Here is an 18,861-nt window from a genome sequence, read left to right on the forward strand (position 1 = left end):
CGTAGCCATGAGCACTGTGTTACAAGATCGCGACCCGCGCCAATACACCCGACCCGGTCGTCACGTTCAGTAACAGCTCCCCATTGATCGCGCCAGAGCCCAATAACGAGATCGTCCACAGGCAGCAACCCATTAAGAATCGGGGTTGCCCCGTAAGTGCTCTTATGTCTACCTCGCCGGGAGCCTTCGATTACTCTCCGTTACTTTGGGGCGTACCTCGCCGACCCGAGCGGCGAGCCCTCTACACCAACTCCGGTGGCCACCCGCAGCGGGCGACAGGGAACTGGGCGCCGGTGGGCGGCCAGTCCGTCGCCTACACCAGCGGTCACGTCACCTACTCGTGGGTGGAGAAGCGCGGCTGACCGGCGTCCTCCTCCTGAGGCTCCGCCACACCGCCGCCTGACCCAGACGCCCGGACATAAGCGGACGAATGTGCTTGCCTGCGGCCCCGTAATGAGAATCGACCCGGCCAACCTGCTGGACCAGCTGAGCGCGCTCGTGCCCAAGGCCCACGAGAAGGGAGCCGGGTTGGGTCGGACCGGGGCGCCCTGCCGTGATTGCTCACGGTGGATTGCCCGGCCCGCCCGCCGCACCCGGCGTGCTGCTGTGAGCGGTGCCAGCAGGGTCGCTTCTGCTCGGCATAGTCGACGGGCCTGTGTTGCCGGCTATGGCTTTGGCGGCAGGTCCAAGGCGCGGGCGATGGCGGTGGCGACTGCGCCGGCGTGGTCGGGCAGATGCGATGTGGCCCAGTCGGAGGCCAGGTCCAGGAAGTCGGTCAGGTCTTTTTCTGCTCCGGCGAGGAGCTGACGTAGGTCTGCCACGTTCATCTCGATCGAGGGGCTGTTGTTCTGCTCGGTGTCGACGGTCAAGCGGACGGTGTCGTCGATGCGTTCAACACCTGGCGCCGGATCGTGGCCGAACGAGACGACTGCGCCGTCGATGGCGAGGAACCAGTCGCGCCATTCCTCCAGACCGCTGCAGCATCCGGGTAGCACGATGACGCCGGTGCTGGTGTCCGTGACGCGCAGGCCACCGGAGGCGAAGAGGTCCTCCATCGTGAGCAGCCCGTGCAGGGAGGCTTCGAGTGGGTCGGCGGGGCGGGGTGGCTCGTCGGCGGTGGGGTCGACGTTGTTGCAGTCGGCTATGCGCATCACTGCGGTGCCGACTTCGGCTGGGCTGAGCTGACCGTTGAGCGGGAGGTAGCCGTATGACTCGACCTCGGCGACCGGCCAGAGTGAGAAGCCGTCAAAAGCGTAGACCTCCAGGACGGGCTGCATCACGATCACCTGTGCAGTCTTCCTCAAGTCGCATCGATCCATCTCGCTTGACGACGCGCTGATCAGCCTATGCCCCTGGCGAGGAGCCGGTCCTTCGTGATTACAGGCGGTCGGGGAACGCGAGGATCTTGGCGCTGGGCTGGTAGCGGCCAGACAGGGCGGAGGCTGGAAGCGGGTCTGGTGGTGGGGGGCCTTTGCGGGTGGCCTGGTGGTAGTACTGGCACCAGCACGGCGGCGCCCGTAGCCCCCGCCGAAGCAGTGCACTGCAGAGGGACTACGCCGACGGTTCAGGGCAGCAGGGCGCGCCCGACGTGTTCTCGCCATCACCTGGAGCGAAACAGCAGATCCTCCGTGGCCCGTGCGGCACGTGCTGACTCAGGCGTCGCCCTGCGGTTGGTCTCCGGTTGCTGGAGGTGTGCTTCGAAGGCTTCCTGGAGGGCCGGGAGCATGTTGCCTTTGTTGCTGCTATTGGTGCGTAGCCGCAGAGGGGTCGACACAGCAGATTGGTCAGGGCTTACTAAAGCTCGAGATCAGCCTGAAGGAGGAGCGGTGTACAGACCGATGCGTTACCTCATCGCGCCGCTGGCGGCGGCGCTCATCCTGCCCATCGCTGCGTCGCCGGCTGCAGCCGACAACGTCGAGGTCACACTCGGGGGTTTGGGGTACGGGGGGGTGTCCAACTACAACCGGACCGTCTATGCGTGCGACACGGCGCCGGGCGATGGCAGGGTTATCAGCACTCAGTACAGACTGAGCACCTCCGGCAGCGGGGAAGTGGTCGATGTCAGCGGCCCCGCGTGCGGGACCAAACAGACGCCCCGCAACGTCCGGCAGATCCGGGTCTGCCAAACCTGGACAGGTCCCACGAGCTGTACCGCTTGGCATTCGGCCTGACGAATACCAAGCCTGGACGACCCGACTTGGGCCTGTGTGCCCAAGCCAGGTCAGCGGAAGTCGGCCAACCCGGGCAGGCGCTGCGCAGGGGCGCTCGGTCGCGAGCGCCTGCGACGTAGGCGCGACGTGGATGTGCTGGCCTGTACGGCATGGGCGTGGTGCTGGTGTTGATGGGCGCGAGCGGGTCGGGGAAGTCGACGCTGGCGAAGGCCTTGGCCACGGCGACGGGCGCTCCGGTCGTCTCCTATGACCAGCACCAGCGCCCGAGGCCGGGAGACGACGGCGTGCAGGCGGTGAGCGCGCAGGCGCTCGCCTCGGCCTGGCGCGAGCTGGCCGCCTGCTGCGCCTGCGGGGGAGTGGTGATCGTGGACGGGACCCACTGCCAGCGAAGCCGGCGCGTCACCGTCCGGGCCATCGCGGCCGCACACCACCTGCCCACCGTCGTCATCGCCCTCACACCTCCCTTGGAGGTGTGTCTGCGGCGGCAAGGGCAGCGTGGCCGTCGCGTCCCGGCGGCCGACGTCGCCCGCCAGCACGCCGCGGTACTGGCCGCTCTGCCCGTCCTGGCGCAGGAGGGACACGCGGCCGTGCTGTTCGCCTCCGCGCGTGAACGATCTTCCCGTCCATGACGTCTCGGCTGCCACAGTGGACCGATGGAACAGCCAGCGTTGTAGGCGGCGCTGCTGGAGCGGCTGGGCGCCGAGGCCGCGCAACTGGCCTGGCCAGAAGAGCCGGTCCGGCCGGGCGAGCAGGTGAGCGTGCTGTTCGCCGGCGAAGTCGGCGACGACGACTTCACCGCCCAGATCACCGTCCGCCGCGGAGCACGGCTGGTACGCCAGCGCGTCTACGCCGGGTGGGATGGCGTCTCGTTCCTGCTGCGCTGGGTCGACAACATCCTCGAGTAAACCCCGGCCAGGCTGGGGCGTCAGGGCAGCAGGGCGCGGCCGACGTGTTCGATCGCCCGCTGCAGCGCGGCCAGGCGGGCGAGCTCGGCGCGGTGCACCTCCAGCACGGCGGCGATGGCCTTGGGCGGGACTGGGGCGTGCCGATCCCGCTCGACGGCTGGAGCGAGCAGGCCAACAAGCGGCTCTACGTCTGGTTCGACGCGGTCATCGGCTACCTCAGCGCGAGCATCGAGTGGGCCAGGCGCAGCGGCGACCCCGACGCGTGGCGCCAGTGGTGGCAAAATCCGGACGCCACCTTCAGGAAGTCCGGGAACGGCTCCTGCCACGCGACCGCGTTGCCGTACTCGGGCAGCCCGCTGGTCTGCTGCAGCAGCGTCCGCACCGTGAGCTTCCGCCCATCGATGCCGGCCCCATCCCCGCTGCCTTCGCAGCGCCCCCGGCAGATAGCGCTCCACCGGAGCGTCCAGCGATCCGCTTCCGCTCGACCAGCCGCAGCACGGTTGCCGCCATGATCGGCTTGGTCATGCTGGCGACCCGGAACCGCCCCTCAGCCCCGACCATCGCCTCCCCGATACGCAGAGTGACGGCCTCCCCGCCGGGACTCCGCGGCTTTGGCGGCGGCAAGCAGTTTCGTCATGTCCCCAATCTGCTGGGAAGATCGCCCACGATCAGTCACGCGCACTCGCCTCTCCCGGTGGGGTATTCCCTACCGGTCGTCGATCCGGATGATCCCTTGATCACGCTCACAAACTTGGGTAAAGGGAGAGAGTGGCCAACGTCGGCAGACGACTCCAGGGACTTGGCGGCGCGTTATCCGCGGACGCATGGGACATGCTAATCAGAGCTGGTGCGGCTCGGTCCTACGCGGCCGGGGAGGTGCTGATGCGGCAGGGCGAGGCGGGCGCGTTCGTCCTGTGCCTCACGTCAGGCAGGGTCAAGGTGACCCGCTGCGAACCGGACGGAGCGGAGCTGCTCCTCGCCATACGCGGGCCGGGCGAGGTAGTGGGCGCGATCGCGGTCATCGACGGAGGCCCGCGATCGGCGACAGTGACGGCCCTTCGGTACTGCGTCGCCTACGCGCTGCCCGCGACGCGGTTTCATGCGATCGTGGACAGCTGCCGCCTCACCGATCGGCTCATCCGCCACGTCCTCGACCGCCTCAGGGAAGGCGAAGACCTTCGCAGCGAGCTGGCACAGCTCTCCGCCAAGCGCCGGGTGATAGCCGTGCTCCTCCGCTTCGCCGCCTGCGACGAGTCAGCGACGCAGGCGGTGGAGATCAGCCAGGACGAACTGGCGGGCGCCGTCGGCCTGTCACGCGCGGCAGTGGCGGCTGAGCTGTCAGAGCTGCGCCAGGCCGGGCTGGTCGCCACTGGTCGCCGTCGCCTGGAACTTCTGGACACAAACGCGCTCCGGCGAATCCTCGTGGAACGCTGACGCGAAACATCCGGCCTGTGTCTGATTCCGGATGGTTCGCTCGCTCAATCTCCGTAATCGTGAAGGAGAACACAACGAGAGTGAGGGACACATGAAACTGCCGCCCTACAGGGCCCTTCTGGCCGTGGACATCGTCAAGTTCAGCCGCGCCAAGGGAATCTACCTCGGAGATATGCGAGAGCAGGTTCCCCGGGTCCTGGAACGTGCCATGAGCCTGTCCGGGCTCCAGGAGGCATGGGATTCACGCCGATTCCCCGCCAGCGCGGGAGACGACTACGTCTTCGGCACCGACCCGACGTGGTTGCCGCTCCTGATCTCTCCCCTGATGGGAAGCCTTCAGACCGTGCTCGAAGAGGTGGATCACGAACTGGCCGCGCGCGATCGGGACCTGCGGTTGCGTTTACGTGCCGCGCTCCACGTCGGTCCCGTCCACGATTCCGGCGATGAATGGCGCGACCGTATCGGCGAGCCGACGGTCACGACCTTCCGCCTGCTCAGTTCGACCGTGATCAGCGACGCGCTGGCACGTTCCCATCCGGGGGTGACCCAGATCGCGCTCATCGTTTCGCAGCGGGTGTTCGACGACGTCATTCGGCCGGGTTACGCGACGCTGCATCCCAGCGAGTTCACCCCGGTGACGGCCGAGGTTCCCGGAAAGGACTTCGCCGAGCCCGCGTGGCTGTATGTCCCGCGTCCCTCACGGCGAGAGGGCCGCGACGATGACACCGCCGCATCGGCGGCCTCCGGCGAGGAGAAGGCAGACCGGCCGAGCGCGGAGAGCGGCCCGCTAGCGGTCTTTCACGGACCGGTCGGTCAAAGCAATAGCGCTCACGAAATGCACGTGAGTCAAACGCTGCCCCCTGACTTCTTCGGCAAAGAGCCCAAGCGAGGTCACGATGACTGAGAACCCGGCGCGTACCGCGTTTTATGCTCCCGTAGCCCAGGCGAACATCGCGGACCGCATGTACCTGAACAGCTCCGCGATTCAATCCCACGCGCTCAACGAGAAAGAGATCGCGCGGCAGCGAGAACTGTTCGTGCGGACGCCGGTCATGGACGGCCTGGCCGATCGTCTCAAGGCGCACGGCGTAATCGCCTTGGTGGGCCCGAAAGGCAGCGGCAGGCGGATCACAGCCATCAACCTGCTGGCCGAGATCGGACTCAAGCCGCGTGAAGTCCCCCTCGACGAGGAGGACGCGGGTGAACTTCTCGGGCCGCCGGACATGGGGTACATCGTCTACGCCGACGATCTGGCGAACAAGCCCAAGCCCTTGCGCGACTGTATTAGTTCGGCGCGTAAGCGCGGTCTGCTGGTTTTCATCCGCGTCACTCCGGACGTTTGGCGTCGTATCGCCGTTGACGGAGTCCAGGAGATATCCGTGACTCCCGCGCCTGCCCTTCGCATCTTCGATCGGCACCTGGCCTGTACGTTCGGAGACGCGAAGGCTCGCGACTGGAGCGACAGCCCGGGCATCGTCGACTGCCTGCGGTCCGCCGGTCCCCGTGACGCCGTACGGCTCGCCGGACTGGCCGAGGAGGCCATGGCGAAGGCGCATGGTCTCCAGGAGCTGCCGGTGCACGAGGTGCTGCAGGCGTACAAGAACTGGGAAGAGGAGCTGGAACACATATTCTCCGCCCAGTCGGACGACGAGCACCGGGAGGGCAGGAATCGAGCTCTGCGCCTTGCCGCGGCGATACTGGAAGGGAGCAGCCCAGCGTCGGTGTTCGTGGCGGCCAGAGAACTCTCTAGCCTCCTCGACCTCGACGCGGAAGCGGGACACGGCCTGGTCGGCCCGAGCACCAGAAAACGCCTGGAGGACATCTCCGCGCGCTGCGACGACGGCCCCGTCGTATTCTCACGCACCGCATTCGCGTCCGCCACGCTCGACTTCGTCTGGACCCATTGGCCGCAACTCCACGACGATCTCCGGCAGTGGTTCCGCCAAGTCGCGCAGAAGCTCCCGGGCGACGGATCACTGATCGCGGACCGGGTGGCCGATCTCGCCATCCGGCAGCGCCATTTCGGGATGGTGCACTCACTGGCGACCGGTTACCTGGACGACTCGGGAACGTTTGACCTCGGCGTCGCGCTCGTGACCCGGGTGGCCATGAGCGACGAACTCGGCCGAACCGCTCGTCGCCTGCTGTACGACTGGTCCCGCGACACTCCGTCCCGGCATTCCGCCGTAGTGGTCGCCTGTTCGGGCCCGCTGGCCGAAGCGTTTCCCCGCATGGCTCTCACTAGGCTCAAGCACGTGGCCATCACCAATGACCCCGGCATCCAGAGGAAGCTGGTGGATGCACTGACAGACCTGGCCGGCAAGCCGCAGCTGCGTCGCGATGTCCTCGACGAACTCGTCCAATGGCTGAATCCGGATGCACCAGAACAGCGTCGCGCCGTAGCCGCCGAGGCCCTGCTGAGCATCCTGCGGCTCTGTGAGCCGGACGATGGCCGTCTCCTGATGGTGGCGGACTCCGATCCCGGATGGAGGCAGGTGCTTTCCGCCGCGTGGAGAGCACTGCTGAAGAGCCCGGCGTCGGAGAAGGACGTGGTGACGGGCGTGGGGCAGTGGCTGGAGACGGCGGCTCAGGCGGATGCGCCTGTCTCCACGGTGGTCGCCGTCCTGGGTTCTGTTCCTCGCAGCGCCATCGACGAGAGCGTGCTCTTCCGCGCCATATACGCCTGGGTTCGTGAGACGCCGGGGGAAGCAGTGGTCTCCCGGGAAACGATCTTCAAGGAGGTCATCGACAGCATCGTGGCAGGCAGTGGATCTGCCACCAGAGAGTCCATGTCCGTCGCGCTCATGATGGAGAACGGTGCCGATGATTAGCGGCTTCTGGCGACGGAGTCTCCGATGGCGAGGCAGTCACGCGGATGAGTACTCCTATCGGACCCGTCTTCCCAGCGAACTCCAGGGCGCCTACTTCGACGCGACCATCGAAGTCCACGGTCTGTTCGATCGCGAACGGCCCGCGCAAGAGGCAAAGGTGTACAGAAGGCTGGAGGAGCGAGCGTCCGCCATGAGCCTCGCGTTCTCGGTGCTCGAACTGGACAGAGCCGCCGCGGCCATCACCATCGAACTGAACGGCGAGCCGATCACGTCCATGCCGGACCTTCATGTGCGACTCGACAGCGTCCGGGTACGGCTATCGGCCGGCCCGGGAGCGGTTGAGGTGGCCCGATCGCACGAGGAGGCCATCCAGGAGACGGTGCTTGCCGAGGTGCGCAATCGGGAGAAGGCCCGGCGTCTCAGCTTCTTACGCGAACACTTCCTGGCGAGCCCGTCGATGGCCCGGCTCTGGTGGCTGAACGACGACCCAGGCCGCCTGATTGAACTCGCCAAGATCTGCGGCAAGAACGAACAGGACCCCTTTGAAACCGTGGTGAGGCTCCTCGGCGACGCGCCGGAGGCGGTGTCGGCGTCGGCGCGAAACGAGACCGCCGCCATTCTCGAGATTTTCGTCCGGGAGCTCCCAGCGGAAGCGAAGAAGTACCTTGTCTCCCAGCTCGCCCAGGTCCTCGGCAACTACGAGCGCCCGGACCTGGCCGAGCAAATGCTGGCCACCATGCACGTTAACGGGGCGTCATGACGAACACCATTCCCCCGCAGGCGGCCGCGGTCCTCGAACACACAAGAGAGGAACTCGGACGTGCCGACTCCAAGGCAGGAATCCTCCTGGCAGTGAACGGGATCGGCGTCGGCGCCGTACTGAACCGAGCCGCGTCCAGCGGCGCTCTTCCGTTCCATGTCCCTTTCCTTCTCGCAGTCTTCTGGTGGGTGGCGGTCATGGCGGTAATCGTCAGTTCAGGCTTCCTGATCGCGGCGATCAAGCCACGTGTAGACCGAGGCTACGCATCAAGAGCCGGGCGCATCGCGTATTTCGGCGACGTCCGAGAGTTGTCGGGTCCGGACGACCTTGCCAAGAAGTTGCGTAGGGGCCAGAACGACTGGCTTGACGCACTCGCCGACCAGATCTGGCACGTCAGTCACCTGTGCCAGATCAAATATCAGCACATCAACAGGGGCCTGTGGTTAATGGCGTCCGGCTGGGCTATTTTCGTAGGTGTGACGCTCGTGACCCTTGCGACACGACACTAGGTGGGCAGGTGAAATCACCCGCCCACTGGCCTCGCCGGATGCCGCCTTTAATCCGTAGGTTCCGGGTTCGAGCCCCGGGCGCCCTGCCCTTTGACCTGCAGATTCACCCACCTCTTGATCCAAGAATCAAGAGGTGGGTCATGTCTGGGACGCGCCGACACCACGGGGCCTTTCCGGTGAAGTGCTCAGCGTGGGGGTCGGTTCGTGGGGCGATGCCGGAGCTGAATCGTCCGCTTCTGGAGCCTGTGACCTGCTCTTCGCGCTGTGGTCAGGACCAGGCGTGCTGTTGCCTCAGACGCCGCGTGATGAAGTTCAGTCAGCACCGAGGTGTATGTGTCGGAGGTCAACACGTTGCTGGCGTGCCCGAGCTGGCTCTGGACCGTACGTAGGTCCACGCGCGCGCGGCCAACGCTGTAGAGGCAGCGCTGTGCCGCAGATCGTGCGGCCGCACTGGAGGTAGCCCGCTGGCCGCCACCAGGCGCCGGAACCGGTAGGTCAAGTAGTCCGGTCGTATCGGCTGGCCATCCTTGCGAGTGAACACCCAGCCGGCGGCGTCGAGCCCATGCAGGTGCTGGCTCCGCTGGTGACTGCGCAGGAGGCGGATCGTGTCGGCCGGGCGAGCCCGGCTGTGGACGATTCTCACCGAGCTGACGAGTCTGGTGATTGCGACGAGGAAAGAATGGCGCTGGCTGTGCCATAACAACTCAAGCGTTCCTGGTTTGTGCGTGGCTGCCGGATGAATGCAAAGGTATACGGCTTGGTGCCGCAGCTCTTGCTGAGGCTTCGCGAAGGTTACGCTGCGTGTCCATCTCGTCTGCGATCCGGTCTTGTCTGATGATCGTCCGCGGGTTACGCTGCGCCTGCCTAGTTATGACTCTGAACCATCGGGTGTACGAGTGCGGTCGCTTTGGGTGGGGCAGGGTGTCGTTACTTCCTACTTAAGACGCTCGTTCATTGTTGAGTTCGGAGTGTGACTACGCATGCGCCGGTATTCGTCATGGATTCGATCCCGCTGGGCTGTAGCCGGGCTGGCTGTGATGGCTCTACCGGGCTTGTTAGGCATGGAAGCCAGGCAAGCCATTGCGAATACGGCGGCGAAATCTGTTTCCTACGCTGGGACAAGTGAAACTCCGGCCCAGTTACGCGGTAGCGCAGCGGGCTTATCGCCGTTGACATCGCGTGAGGCGACCACAACTTCTGCGGTGGGGGATCCTGGCGCGGGGTGGCGGTCGAACCCGCAGGTACCCCAGGACGCGGTGCCGCTGGAGAAGCGCACCGATCCCCCGCAACTGAGCACCCCGCCTTCGGCGGGCGACGGGTTGCTTCCGGGGGTGGCGCGGGCGGAGGCGGCCGACGCGCGGGCAGCCGTCATGTCGATGACGTTGGTGGATGTGTATCCGCAGTCAGGCATGTTGGTGGACTCGTTGCGGCCAGTGTTGCGGGCGTGGGCGCAGGGGGCGTCGGCGTTGTCGTATCAGTTCGAGCTATGCGCTGTGGAAACAATGTCAGGCGCGACCTGCACGAACTCGGGGTACTTGGCCGGTAACAAGAACGCGTGGACCGTGCCAGCGGGCAAGCTGGTGTGGGGCAAGCAGTACTGGTGGCGGGTCACCGTCCGTGACACGGCGATGGTGACCGCCACCTCGCCCACGTTGACGTTCACCACGGGTGTGCGGCAGCCGACGGTCACCTCCGGGCTGGCTACCCAGGGGCCGGGCGGGCGGGAGTTCGATCCCCGTACCGGCAACTACACCACGACGGTGACGGATGTGTCGGTGCCCACGGCCGGGCTGCCGCTTCAGGTGTAGCGCACCTACAACAGCATGGACCCGCGCACCAGCGGCATGTTCGGCGCTGGCTGGTCGACCAGTTGGGACATGAAGATCCTTGCTGAGGAGCGCGGCGGCCGGACGTCGGCGGTGTTCACCGCGGCTGATGGGCGTCAGGCGCGGTTTGCTGACTTCGGCGGCACCGGGACGTTTCAGCCTCCGCCGGGGATGCAGGCCAGCCTGGTGCGGGTCCCGGCGTTGTGCTACGCACCCCCTGGCGTGTCGTGCCCGGCCGGGGGTGCGGCGACGTGGTGGCATCTGATGGACAAAACGGCCACCAAGTACATCTTCGATGACCTGGGCCGCCTGCGCCGCCTGATCGACAGCCGAGGCCGCCAGCAGGACGTCTCCTACGGTCCGGACGGCCTGCTCGCCAAGGTGACCGCCACCGGCGGCCGTTCGCTGACCTTCACCTGGTCCGGGGGTCGGGTGGCGGAGGTGGCCACCGATCCCCTTGATGGCGCGCCGTTGACGTGGACCTACACCTACGACGCCGGACGGCTGACGCGGGTGTGCACACCCGCCGCAGCGCCGAACTGCGCGGACTACAGCTATGGGAGCGGCTCGCAGTATCGCAGCCGGGTGCTGGATGCCGACCCGTTCGCCTACTGGCGGCTGGGCGAGGCCACGGGGACGGCTGCGGCGGATCAGACGCATGCCGAGCGCGAGGCCACCTACCAGTCGGTGACGTTGGGCGAGCCGGGCGCGCTGGCGGCCACGCCGGACACGGCGGCGAAGTTCACCACCGGGTCGGTGGTGAAGCTGCCGGGCAACATTGTGCCGCACCTGGGTGACCGGGTGTCGGTGGAGCTGTGGTTCAAGACCGCCGGTTCCGGTGTCCTGACCGCGGCAGGTACGCAGGAGACGAACGGGGCGGCGCATGGGCCGATGCTGTATGTCGGCACCGACGGCAAACTGCGCGGCGCGCTGGGCGCGGTCAGTAGCCCGATCACCTCGGCCGCGCCGGTCAACGACAATGCCTGGCATCACGCGGTCCTGACCGTTTCCGGTGCTGATCAGGCCCTGTATCTGGACGGCCAGCGGGTGGGTACCACGACCGGGACGGTGGCGGTGTGGCGGCAGTTCGCCAGCATCGGCAACGGCGTGGTCGATCCCGCCGTCTCTCCGGCGGGCCCGGCTACCAAGCAGGCGTTCCCGCTGCAGGGGGCGATCGATGAGGTCGCCCTGTACGGTCAGCCGTTGACCGAGGGGGAGATCGCCGACCACTTCGCCGCCCGCGCGGGCGGCGCGCACCAGTTGAGCGGCGTCAAGCTGCCGTCCGGACGCATCTGGGCGGCCAACACCTACGATCCGGTCACCGACCGGCTGGCCACCCACACCGACAGCAACGGCGGCACCTGGAAGGTCGGCCCGCTGGCTGTGGAGGTGCAGTCCGGTGAGTCCACGGTGACGGTCACCGACCCGGCCACCGAGACGTTGAAGTTCTACTACGACGCCTGGCGCGGCTACCGCGAGGTCGGCGAGGTCGACCAGCTCGGGCACACTACCTGGTACAACTACGACCAGGCCGGATACCTCCAAACCACCACCGACCGCAACAACATCGACACCCGCCGCTACCACGACGCGCGCGGCAACGTAATTGCCCGCTGGTACTGCCGCACCAGCACTGAATGCGCGGTCGAGCACTGGTCGTACTACCTCAACGCCAGCGACCCGTTCGACCCGCGCAACGACCGCATGCTCGCCCACCGTGACGGCCGCTCCGCCAGCGAGACCGACAACACCTTCGCCACCACGCGGACCTACAACACTTACGGCGAGCAGACCAAGCAGACCACCCCCCGCCACTTCGGACTTTCCGAACGGACGCTCGACGACGATCGCCTACACCGACGGCACCGAGCAGGCGATCGGCGGCGGCACCACCCCACCCGGTCTGATCGCCTCGCAAACCGACGCGCGGAACAGCACGTGGACTTACCGCTACACCAACGACGGCGATCTGGCCGAGCAGACCAGCCCTCTGGGCATGGTCGCCAAGCTCGGCTACGACACCCTCGGCCGCTTGAGTTCCAAGGGCGAGGTGTCTCAGGCTCATCCTGATGGCGTCACGACCACGTACACCTATGACCAGCTCGGACGACCGCTGACGCAGACCGAGCCGGGGATCAAGAACGAGGTCACCGGAGTCACCCACACCAAACGCGTCACCTTGGCCTATGACGCGGACGGAAACAAACTCAGCGAGAAGGTGGCCGACCTGACCGGCGGCGACGCCACCCGCGAAACCATCTACACCTACAACGGCCACGGCAAGACCGAGACCATCACCGGGCCAGAGGGCGGCATCGTCCGCCAGACCTGGAACGCGCACGGCCAGCCGGCGACGATCACCGACGCGCGCGGCACCGTGAGCGTCAACGGCTACAGCAAGCGCGCCGAGCTGATCTCGCGGACGGTGCAGGGCTGGACCGGCAGCCCGGTCAACCCGCAGCCGGCCCAGAACGTGGTCCTGGAATCGCTGTCCTACGATCCGGGCGGTCGGCTGGCCGCCCGGGTGGATGCGATGAACCGCAAGACCACCTACACCTACTGGGACGACAACCGGCCGTCGCAGACCATCGCCGACGACGCCAAACTGAACAGCTCGACCACCCCCCGTGACGTCGTACTGGATGCCCGCGAGTACGACCCGGTCGGCAGCTTGACCAAGCAGGTCACCGGCGGAGGCATCACCACCACCGTCTTCGACTACGACGCTGCCAGCCGCCTGATCACCCAGGTCGTCGACCCGGCAGCGCTGGAGCGCGTCACGGCCTTCACCTACGACGCCAACGGCAACACCCTCAAGGCCACCCGCGCTGGTGCCGGAACCGCTCGCACCGAAAGCACCGAATACGCCTACAACAAGCTCAACCAGCCGACCCGGGAAACCGTCGAGAACGGCGCCCAGGACCTGGTCTCCACCCTCACCTACGACGACCGCGGCCTCACCACTGCTGTCACCGATCCGCGCGGCAACGTCTCCGGCGCGACGGCGGCCGACTTCACCACCACCATGCGCTACGACGCACTCGGGCGCCTCGTTGACGCCACCGGACCGCAGGTGACAGTCGAGAAGGCCGGAACCAGCACGTCTGCGAAGCCGACCACCAGGATCGGCTACGACACCTTCGGCACCGAGACGCACAAGACCGATGCAGAGGGCCGCACGGTCACCTCGGTCTTCGACAAGGCGGGCCGTCTGACCAGCCAGATCGCACCTTCCTACACACCGCCCGGCGGCACCGCTGTCACGCCCGCCACCTCCCACACGTATGACGCGTCCGGTCAACTGATCAAGACCACCGATCCGCGCGGCAATGTCCGCTCCGTGGACTACGACCAGCTCGGCCGCCAGGTGCGCATCACCGACCCCGCACCCGCCGGTCAGCCAGCCGGGCAGAGCGTCATCGAATACGACCTGGCCGGGGAGAAACTGGCAACGGTCGACCCGACCGGGGCGCGGACCGAGGCGACCTACGACGACCTGGGCCGGACCATCACCACCACCCAGGTGGAGCGCAAGCCGACCGCCGCCGCGTACACGACGCGCCTGGAGTACAACGACGCCGGAGTGCTCACCAAGCAGATCGCGCCCGGCAACCGGACCACCGGCTTCGTGCCGAACGCGGCCGGTGAGGTCGTCAGCCAGACCGACCCGGCATTGAACAAGACTGTGCTGGCTTACGACTTGGCAGGCCGTCTGATCAAGACGACTGACCCCGAGGGCAATGCCGCAGTCGCCGAGTACGACCTGGCCGGCCGCCAGATCGCGGCCAAGGATCTGAACGCGAGCGGTGCTGTGGTGCGCAGCGCCAGCACCACCTACGACGGCGCGAACAACCCGATCAGCGCGACCTCACCCGAAGGGCGCGTCGCCAAGCAGACCTACGACGCCCTCAACCGGGTGACCTCCCTTATCGAACCGGTCACGGCCAGCGAGTCGATCACCACCACCTTCGGCTACGACGCCTCAGGCGCCCGCACCCGGCTCACCGACGGCCGCGGCAACGCCACCTGGACCAGCTACAACAGCCTCGGCCTGGCCGAGACGGTCACCGAACCGTCCACCGCAGCTCATCCGAACCTGGCCGACCGCACCTGGATCAGCATCTACGACCAGGCCGGCAACTCGATCGCCGCGCAGTTGCCCGGCGGGGTACGCATCGACCGCACCTTCGACCACCTCAACCGCCTGACCAAAGAGACGGGCACAGGCGGAGGGGCAGCCACCGCCGAGCGCACCATCAGCTACGACCTGGCCGGCCGCGCCACGGCCATGGGCAACCTCAGCGTGGACTACAACGACCGCGGCCTGCCCCTGGGCATCAAAAGGGACACCGTCCAGCAGACCAGCTACGTCTATGACGAACTCGGCAACCCCGCCCAGCGCGTCGACGCAGCCGGCACCGCGACCTTCACCTGGGACAACGTCGGCAGACTTGCCACAGCCGTGGATCCAGTCACCGGCCGCACCCTCACGTATGGCTACGACAAGTCCAGCCGACTCAAAACAACGACCGGCAAGACCAGCACCGGCGCGGTCAGCGACAGCCAGACGCACACCTACGACGCCGTCGACCGGCTCGAAACGCAGACGTTGAAGAACGGCACCGGCACCCAGCTGGCGAAGATCACCTATGGGTGGGACAAGGACGACAACCTCACCACCAAGACCACCGCAGGCACCGCCGGAGCAGGCACCAACACCTACACCTACGACCACGCAGGCCGCCTGACCTCCTGGACCGCCCCCGGTGGCACCAAGACCGACTACGGATGGGACGCCTCCGGCAACCGCACCAAAGCCGGCACCAAGACGTTCACCTACGACGAACGCAACCGCCTTATGAGCGGTGACGGTGTGGATTACACCTACACCCCGCGGGGCACCCAGGCCACCGAAACAAAGGCAGGCGCCACCACCCAGCTGACGTTCGACGCATTCGACCGGCTCATCGCCGACGGCGACAGCCTCTACAACTACGACGCCCTCGACCGCGTCACCTCCCGCACCCGCGGCACCGCCAAACAGACCTTCGCCTACTCCGGCCTCGGCAACGACCTGGCCACCATCGCCGACACCAGCGGCGGTATCCAAGCCAAGTACGGCCGCGACCCCTTCGGTGAACTGCTCGGCCTGCAAGAAGGCACCAGCCCGGCCGTAGGCGCCTTCACCGACCTGCACCGCGACCTGGTCGCCACCTTCACCACCACCGCTCTGGCCACCAGCACCGCCTACGACCCCTTCGGCGCCGTCACCACCCAAACGGGCCCCAAGCCCAACCTCGGCTACCAGAGCGAATACACCGACCCCGACACCGGCAAAACCAACATGCACGCCCGCTGGTACCAGCCCGGAACCGGCACCTTCACCAGCCGCGACACTGCCACGCTCAATCCCAGCCCCTCCGTCCAGGCCAACCGCTACACCTACGCCAACGCCTCCCCGCTCACCGGCATCGACCCCACCGGCCACGCCAGCGAATCCACCGGCCTCGAATACGGCTACTCTGGCAACCCTTGTGGCATCTCAAGTCCCATTCAACGCTGCGGCGGGCACGCGGGGAACGGCCAGATCATGCCCATCGGCGGTAGCGTCGGCAGTGATGGTGGGGCTACGGCCTGCAGCGGCGCGGCTCTTGACATCTGCGGCGCTGCTGACTTCAGCAGCGTCATGGAGATAGACCCCGAGTGGTACTACGCGAACTTCGTCGAGCCCACCCTCCCTTCCTTCGACGAGGAGGAGGCTAGGCGCATCGGCGCGATGACGAACGGCATGCCGGCCCCCCCAGGTTTCTGGGACAAGAGTGCGAAGGAGCGTGCGGAGTTCACGGCCCTCGCTTCGTGGGTGAACTTCCTCAATCCGTCAATCACAGAAGAAGAACTGCTCGGCACCACTACCCAGGCTGCAGCCGGAGCCCTCTCGCGCCCGGGCCAGTCAGCAAAGCGCCCGTCCTACTGGGACGCTTTCATATTCTTGCAGAACCACAAGAAGCAGATAGAAAGGGCCGCCAACTTCTACAAGGTCGACAAGATCTACCTCACTGCCGTTCTCATCTACGAGCTGAATCGCCTCGAGACGAAGATGTACGCCATCTCGCCGTACGTGGCGACAGGGATCACTAGCGCGACGAAAGGCAAGAACGGCTCGTACGGGTTGGCGCAGCTTGAGCCATCCAAGTTAAAACTTGCTCATATGCATGTCTTCAAGAAGGGAATCAGCACACAGGAGGCCATTCGCTGGGTGATTAAAGATCCCTTCGGTGCGGCTGCCGCGTACATGAAATATCTGAAGGACACGGTTAAAGTGACCTTCAAGGACGGCTCGAGTCGTGGTATAACATGGGCGGAAACCGCAGTAGCCTACTGCGGTTGTTCGGGAGTGACCATCCAAGCGAGCAACGGCAAGTTCGTGGACACGAAATTCACGGACTGGATCAGCTCCGGAGCTGATCGACCGCGGACGACGGATGGCGAGGAGGCACGCACACGCTGGCGGGCCATGCATGGTGGTTGGGCCGAGACAGCGGCCCTGAAGCTCTGGTACTGATTGACTCCTGATGCACGGCCTTAGGTGAAAGGGGTAGCGACCTCATGACGGTAGGTGCTGTCGTCAAGAACGTGGCGATCGCCTTATGCGTGTCGGTTCTAACCGCGGGCTGCGGCGCCTTAGGCAAGCAAACGATTAGAGCCGACGCGGGTGCCGTCCGCGAGGTATACGAGATTGGCCGTACAGTCGGGCAGACCTTCGAGGATCCCATTTACGGCAACGTCGTTCAGATCGATGACATCCTGGTCATGGACGTCGGTGCCGACTCCTTCAAGGAAGGCATGGGCCTGGCAAGCGATCGGCTCAAAAGGCTGGGCTGGGCTCTGGAATCCGAGGGTGACTGGTTGACAACCATGGCGTCCACCCGCTGGAAGGACGTGTATTTGACCGTCCGCCCGTTCGAAACTGGGGACAAGCCCGGTCTCGAACTGCAGAACCGTGCGGCAGAGCAGCTCAAGCTGACTCCCCCTGACCGGGGTAAGTACGTCGTCGTAACGGTCTCGCGAGCGCCCTCATAACGGCCGACTACATAGCTATCTGGGGCCGGAGGCAGGCGTTGCCAGAAGCAGGTTAGCCGACGACTCATGGCGGATCCCCAGGGAAACTCATGGCGGGACGTCAAAGGAGCCCGGGTTCTCGGTCACAAACGGCAGGCCAGGGCTCTCTCATCACCTCCACGGTCGTCTCTGTGCCTGTGCGGTGCCAAAACCGGTATCACGCGCCTGACCTGTGGCTTGGCGTCGTCTATGCAGCTCGGCGGTTGTACCGCTTCAAAACTCGTACACATGGTCGAGCTGGTGTTTCTTTGGGTCGGCTAGGCTGCTTGATGGAGGCGAAGCGGGGCAATGGTCCAGTTCGTGGCGATCGCAGGCTAGTTGGCTACCCGCGCCGATGATTCCACGCGCCTACGTCTGGCTGGACGAGATGCCTCTCAACCGCGCGGGCAAGATCGATCGTCGAGCGCTCGCCAAGATGCTCGATCCCGTACTTCCCCACCCGGACGCAACACGCAACCCTCACGTTGTGCCATTCACTGGCACGGGCAGGACGGATACGGGAAACTGTCCCAATGCCTGCTGAGTACACCCAAAGTGACCAGTTCCGTGGTGCCCGCATCCACCAGTGCGACCTCTCCGGCCTCGAGATTCGCGATTGCGACGTCACCGGCCTGAAGATCGTGGACTGCTATGGGGGCAACGTCTCCCTCGGTGGCGGCTTCGAGCGTGTTGTTGTCAACGACGTCGACGTGACCGCCTACGTCGAGGCCGAGCTCGACCGGCTGCATCCCAACCGGGTGCTGGCTCGTGAGGCCACGTCCGCCGCCGACTACCGGGCCGCTTGGGATGCCATCGAGAAGCAATGGGAGGAGACGCTCGAACGCGCCAGGCACCTACCCGAGGCGAAGCTGCACGAGCAGGTCGACGGCGAGTGGTCGTTCGTCGAGACGCAGCGGCATCTGCTGATGGCCGGCGATGCCTGGATCGGCAACGCGGTGCTCGAGGAGGACGCGCCGTACCACCCGTTGGGCCTTCCCGGCGGCGGGATGCCGGCCGAAGCATCGGCGAAGCTCGGGTTCACCCTCGATGCCACCCCGACGCTCGACGAGGTACTCGCGCCGCGGCTAGCCCGCATGGCCACGATGCGCCGAGCCGTCGACAAGCTCACCGAGGCCGAGCTCGACCGGGTATGTGGTCGCAAGCCGGCCGACCCCTACCCGGACAAGGACTACGTCGTACGCCGCTGCCTCAGCGTCGTGCTCAAGGAAGAGGCCGAGCATCACCGGTACGCGGTCCGCGACCTCACCGTGCTCGAGGCCGGTGCCCGAACCGAGTGAAGGCGCGTCCCGGCAATGGACGGCGATCT

The 18,861-nt window shown here is 66.2% G+C and carries 15 protein-coding genes and 2 pseudogenes; 15 read left to right on the forward strand and 2 right to left on the reverse strand.

What is annotated here, in order from left to right; translation table 11 throughout:
- Positions 1–665: 665 nt before the first annotated feature.
- Positions 666–1,277: a hypothetical protein gene (locus HNR40_RS36410; RefSeq protein WP_246509865.1), complete on the reverse strand. Its 612-nt coding sequence runs from the start codon at positions 1,275–1,277 to the stop codon at positions 666–668.
- Between the two features lie 561 nt (positions 1,278–1,838).
- Between HNR40_RS36410 and HNR40_RS36415 the strand changes: the two genes are divergently transcribed.
- The 9 genes and pseudogenes from HNR40_RS36415 (at position 1,839) to HNR40_RS36460 (ending at position 8,610) form a co-directional block, all read left to right on the forward strand.
- A complete protein-coding gene (locus tag HNR40_RS36415) occupies positions 1,839–2,171 on the forward strand; it encodes a hypothetical protein (RefSeq protein ID WP_184969640.1) in 333 nt (110 codons plus the stop codon).
- Between the two features lie 149 nt (positions 2,172–2,320).
- Positions 2,321–2,800, forward strand: a complete 480-nt coding sequence (locus tag HNR40_RS36420; RefSeq protein ID WP_184969641.1) for an ATP-binding protein — start codon at positions 2,321–2,323, stop codon at positions 2,798–2,800.
- Between the two features lie 123 nt (positions 2,801–2,923).
- The gene (locus tag HNR40_RS36425) at positions 2,924–3,076 is read left to right on the forward strand and encodes a hypothetical protein (RefSeq protein ID WP_184969643.1); all 153 of its coding nucleotides are present in this window, start codon (positions 2,924–2,926) and stop codon (positions 3,074–3,076) included.
- Between the two features lie 128 nt (positions 3,077–3,204).
- Positions 3,205–3,369: pseudogene (locus HNR40_RS36430) on the forward strand (class I tRNA ligase family protein); the annotation flags it as partial.
- Between the two features lie 538 nt (positions 3,370–3,907).
- Positions 3,908–4,510, forward strand: a complete 603-nt coding sequence (locus HNR40_RS36440; protein WP_281395671.1) for a Crp/Fnr family transcriptional regulator — start codon at positions 3,908–3,910, stop codon at positions 4,508–4,510.
- Positions 4,511–4,601: 91 nt separating this feature from the next.
- Positions 4,602–5,414, forward strand: coding sequence for a hypothetical protein (locus HNR40_RS36445; protein ID WP_184969647.1), 813 nt, complete (start codon positions 4,602–4,604; stop codon positions 5,412–5,414).
- Positions 5,407–7,341 (forward strand): hypothetical protein, encoded by a 1,935-nt coding sequence (locus HNR40_RS36450; RefSeq protein WP_184969649.1) that lies wholly within the window; start codon positions 5,407–5,409, stop codon positions 7,339–7,341. Before HNR40_RS36445 ends, HNR40_RS36450 begins: the two co-directional genes overlap by 8 nt.
- A 190-nt stretch (positions 7,342–7,531) precedes the next feature.
- Positions 7,532–8,101 carry a hypothetical protein gene (locus tag HNR40_RS36455; protein WP_221341290.1) on the forward strand — a complete coding sequence of 190 codons (570 nt, stop codon included), beginning with the start codon at positions 7,532–7,534 and terminating at the stop codon, positions 8,099–8,101.
- Entirely contained in the window at positions 8,098–8,610 is a 513-nt protein-coding gene (locus HNR40_RS36460; protein ID WP_184969653.1) for a Pycsar system effector family protein, read from the forward strand. Before HNR40_RS36455 ends, HNR40_RS36460 begins: the two co-directional genes overlap by 4 nt.
- 343 nt (positions 8,611–8,953) lie before the next feature.
- On the opposite strand, the gene HNR40_RS57960 is transcribed toward HNR40_RS36460, so the two are convergent.
- Complete coding sequence (locus HNR40_RS57960) at positions 8,954–9,253, reverse strand: tyrosine-type recombinase/integrase (protein ID WP_221341291.1); 300 nt, start codon at positions 9,251–9,253, stop codon at positions 8,954–8,956.
- A gap of 919 nt (positions 9,254–10,172) precedes the next feature.
- On the opposite strand from HNR40_RS57960, the gene HNR40_RS36470 reads away from it, so the two are divergent.
- From HNR40_RS36470 to HNR40_RS36490, 6 genes and pseudogenes are all read left to right on the forward strand, one after another.
- The gene (locus HNR40_RS36470; protein WP_184969655.1) at positions 10,173–10,418 is read left to right on the forward strand and encodes a hypothetical protein; all 246 of its coding nucleotides are present in this window, start codon (positions 10,173–10,175) and stop codon (positions 10,416–10,418) included.
- 12 nt (positions 10,419–10,430) lie between these two features.
- Positions 10,431–10,553: pseudogene (locus tag HNR40_RS57505) on the forward strand (DUF6531 domain-containing protein); the annotation flags it as partial.
- 147 nt (positions 10,554–10,700) lie between these two features.
- Positions 10,701–12,506 carry a LamG domain-containing protein gene (locus HNR40_RS36475; protein ID WP_312896667.1) on the forward strand — a complete coding sequence of 602 codons (1,806 nt, stop codon included), beginning with the start codon at positions 10,701–10,703 and terminating at the stop codon, positions 12,504–12,506.
- Positions 12,433–16,998: an RHS repeat domain-containing protein gene (locus HNR40_RS36480; protein ID WP_184969658.1), complete on the forward strand. Its 4,566-nt coding sequence runs from the start codon at positions 12,433–12,435 to the stop codon at positions 16,996–16,998. The genes HNR40_RS36475 and HNR40_RS36480 overlap by 74 nt, the downstream gene beginning before the upstream one ends.
- Before the next feature lie 71 nt (positions 16,999–17,069).
- The gene (locus HNR40_RS36485; RefSeq protein ID WP_221341292.1) at positions 17,070–17,516 is read left to right on the forward strand and encodes a hypothetical protein; all 447 of its coding nucleotides are present in this window, start codon (positions 17,070–17,072) and stop codon (positions 17,514–17,516) included.
- 551 nt (positions 17,517–18,067) lie between these two features.
- Positions 18,068–18,832 carry a DinB family protein gene (locus HNR40_RS36490; protein WP_184969661.1) on the forward strand — a complete coding sequence of 255 codons (765 nt, stop codon included), beginning with the start codon at positions 18,068–18,070 and terminating at the stop codon, positions 18,830–18,832.
- The last annotated feature ends 29 nt before the right edge of the window (positions 18,833–18,861 follow it).

Source organism: Nonomuraea endophytica, from assembly GCF_014203235.1.
Taxonomy (GTDB): domain Bacteria; phylum Actinomycetota; class Actinomycetes; order Streptosporangiales; family Streptosporangiaceae; genus Nonomuraea; species Nonomuraea endophytica.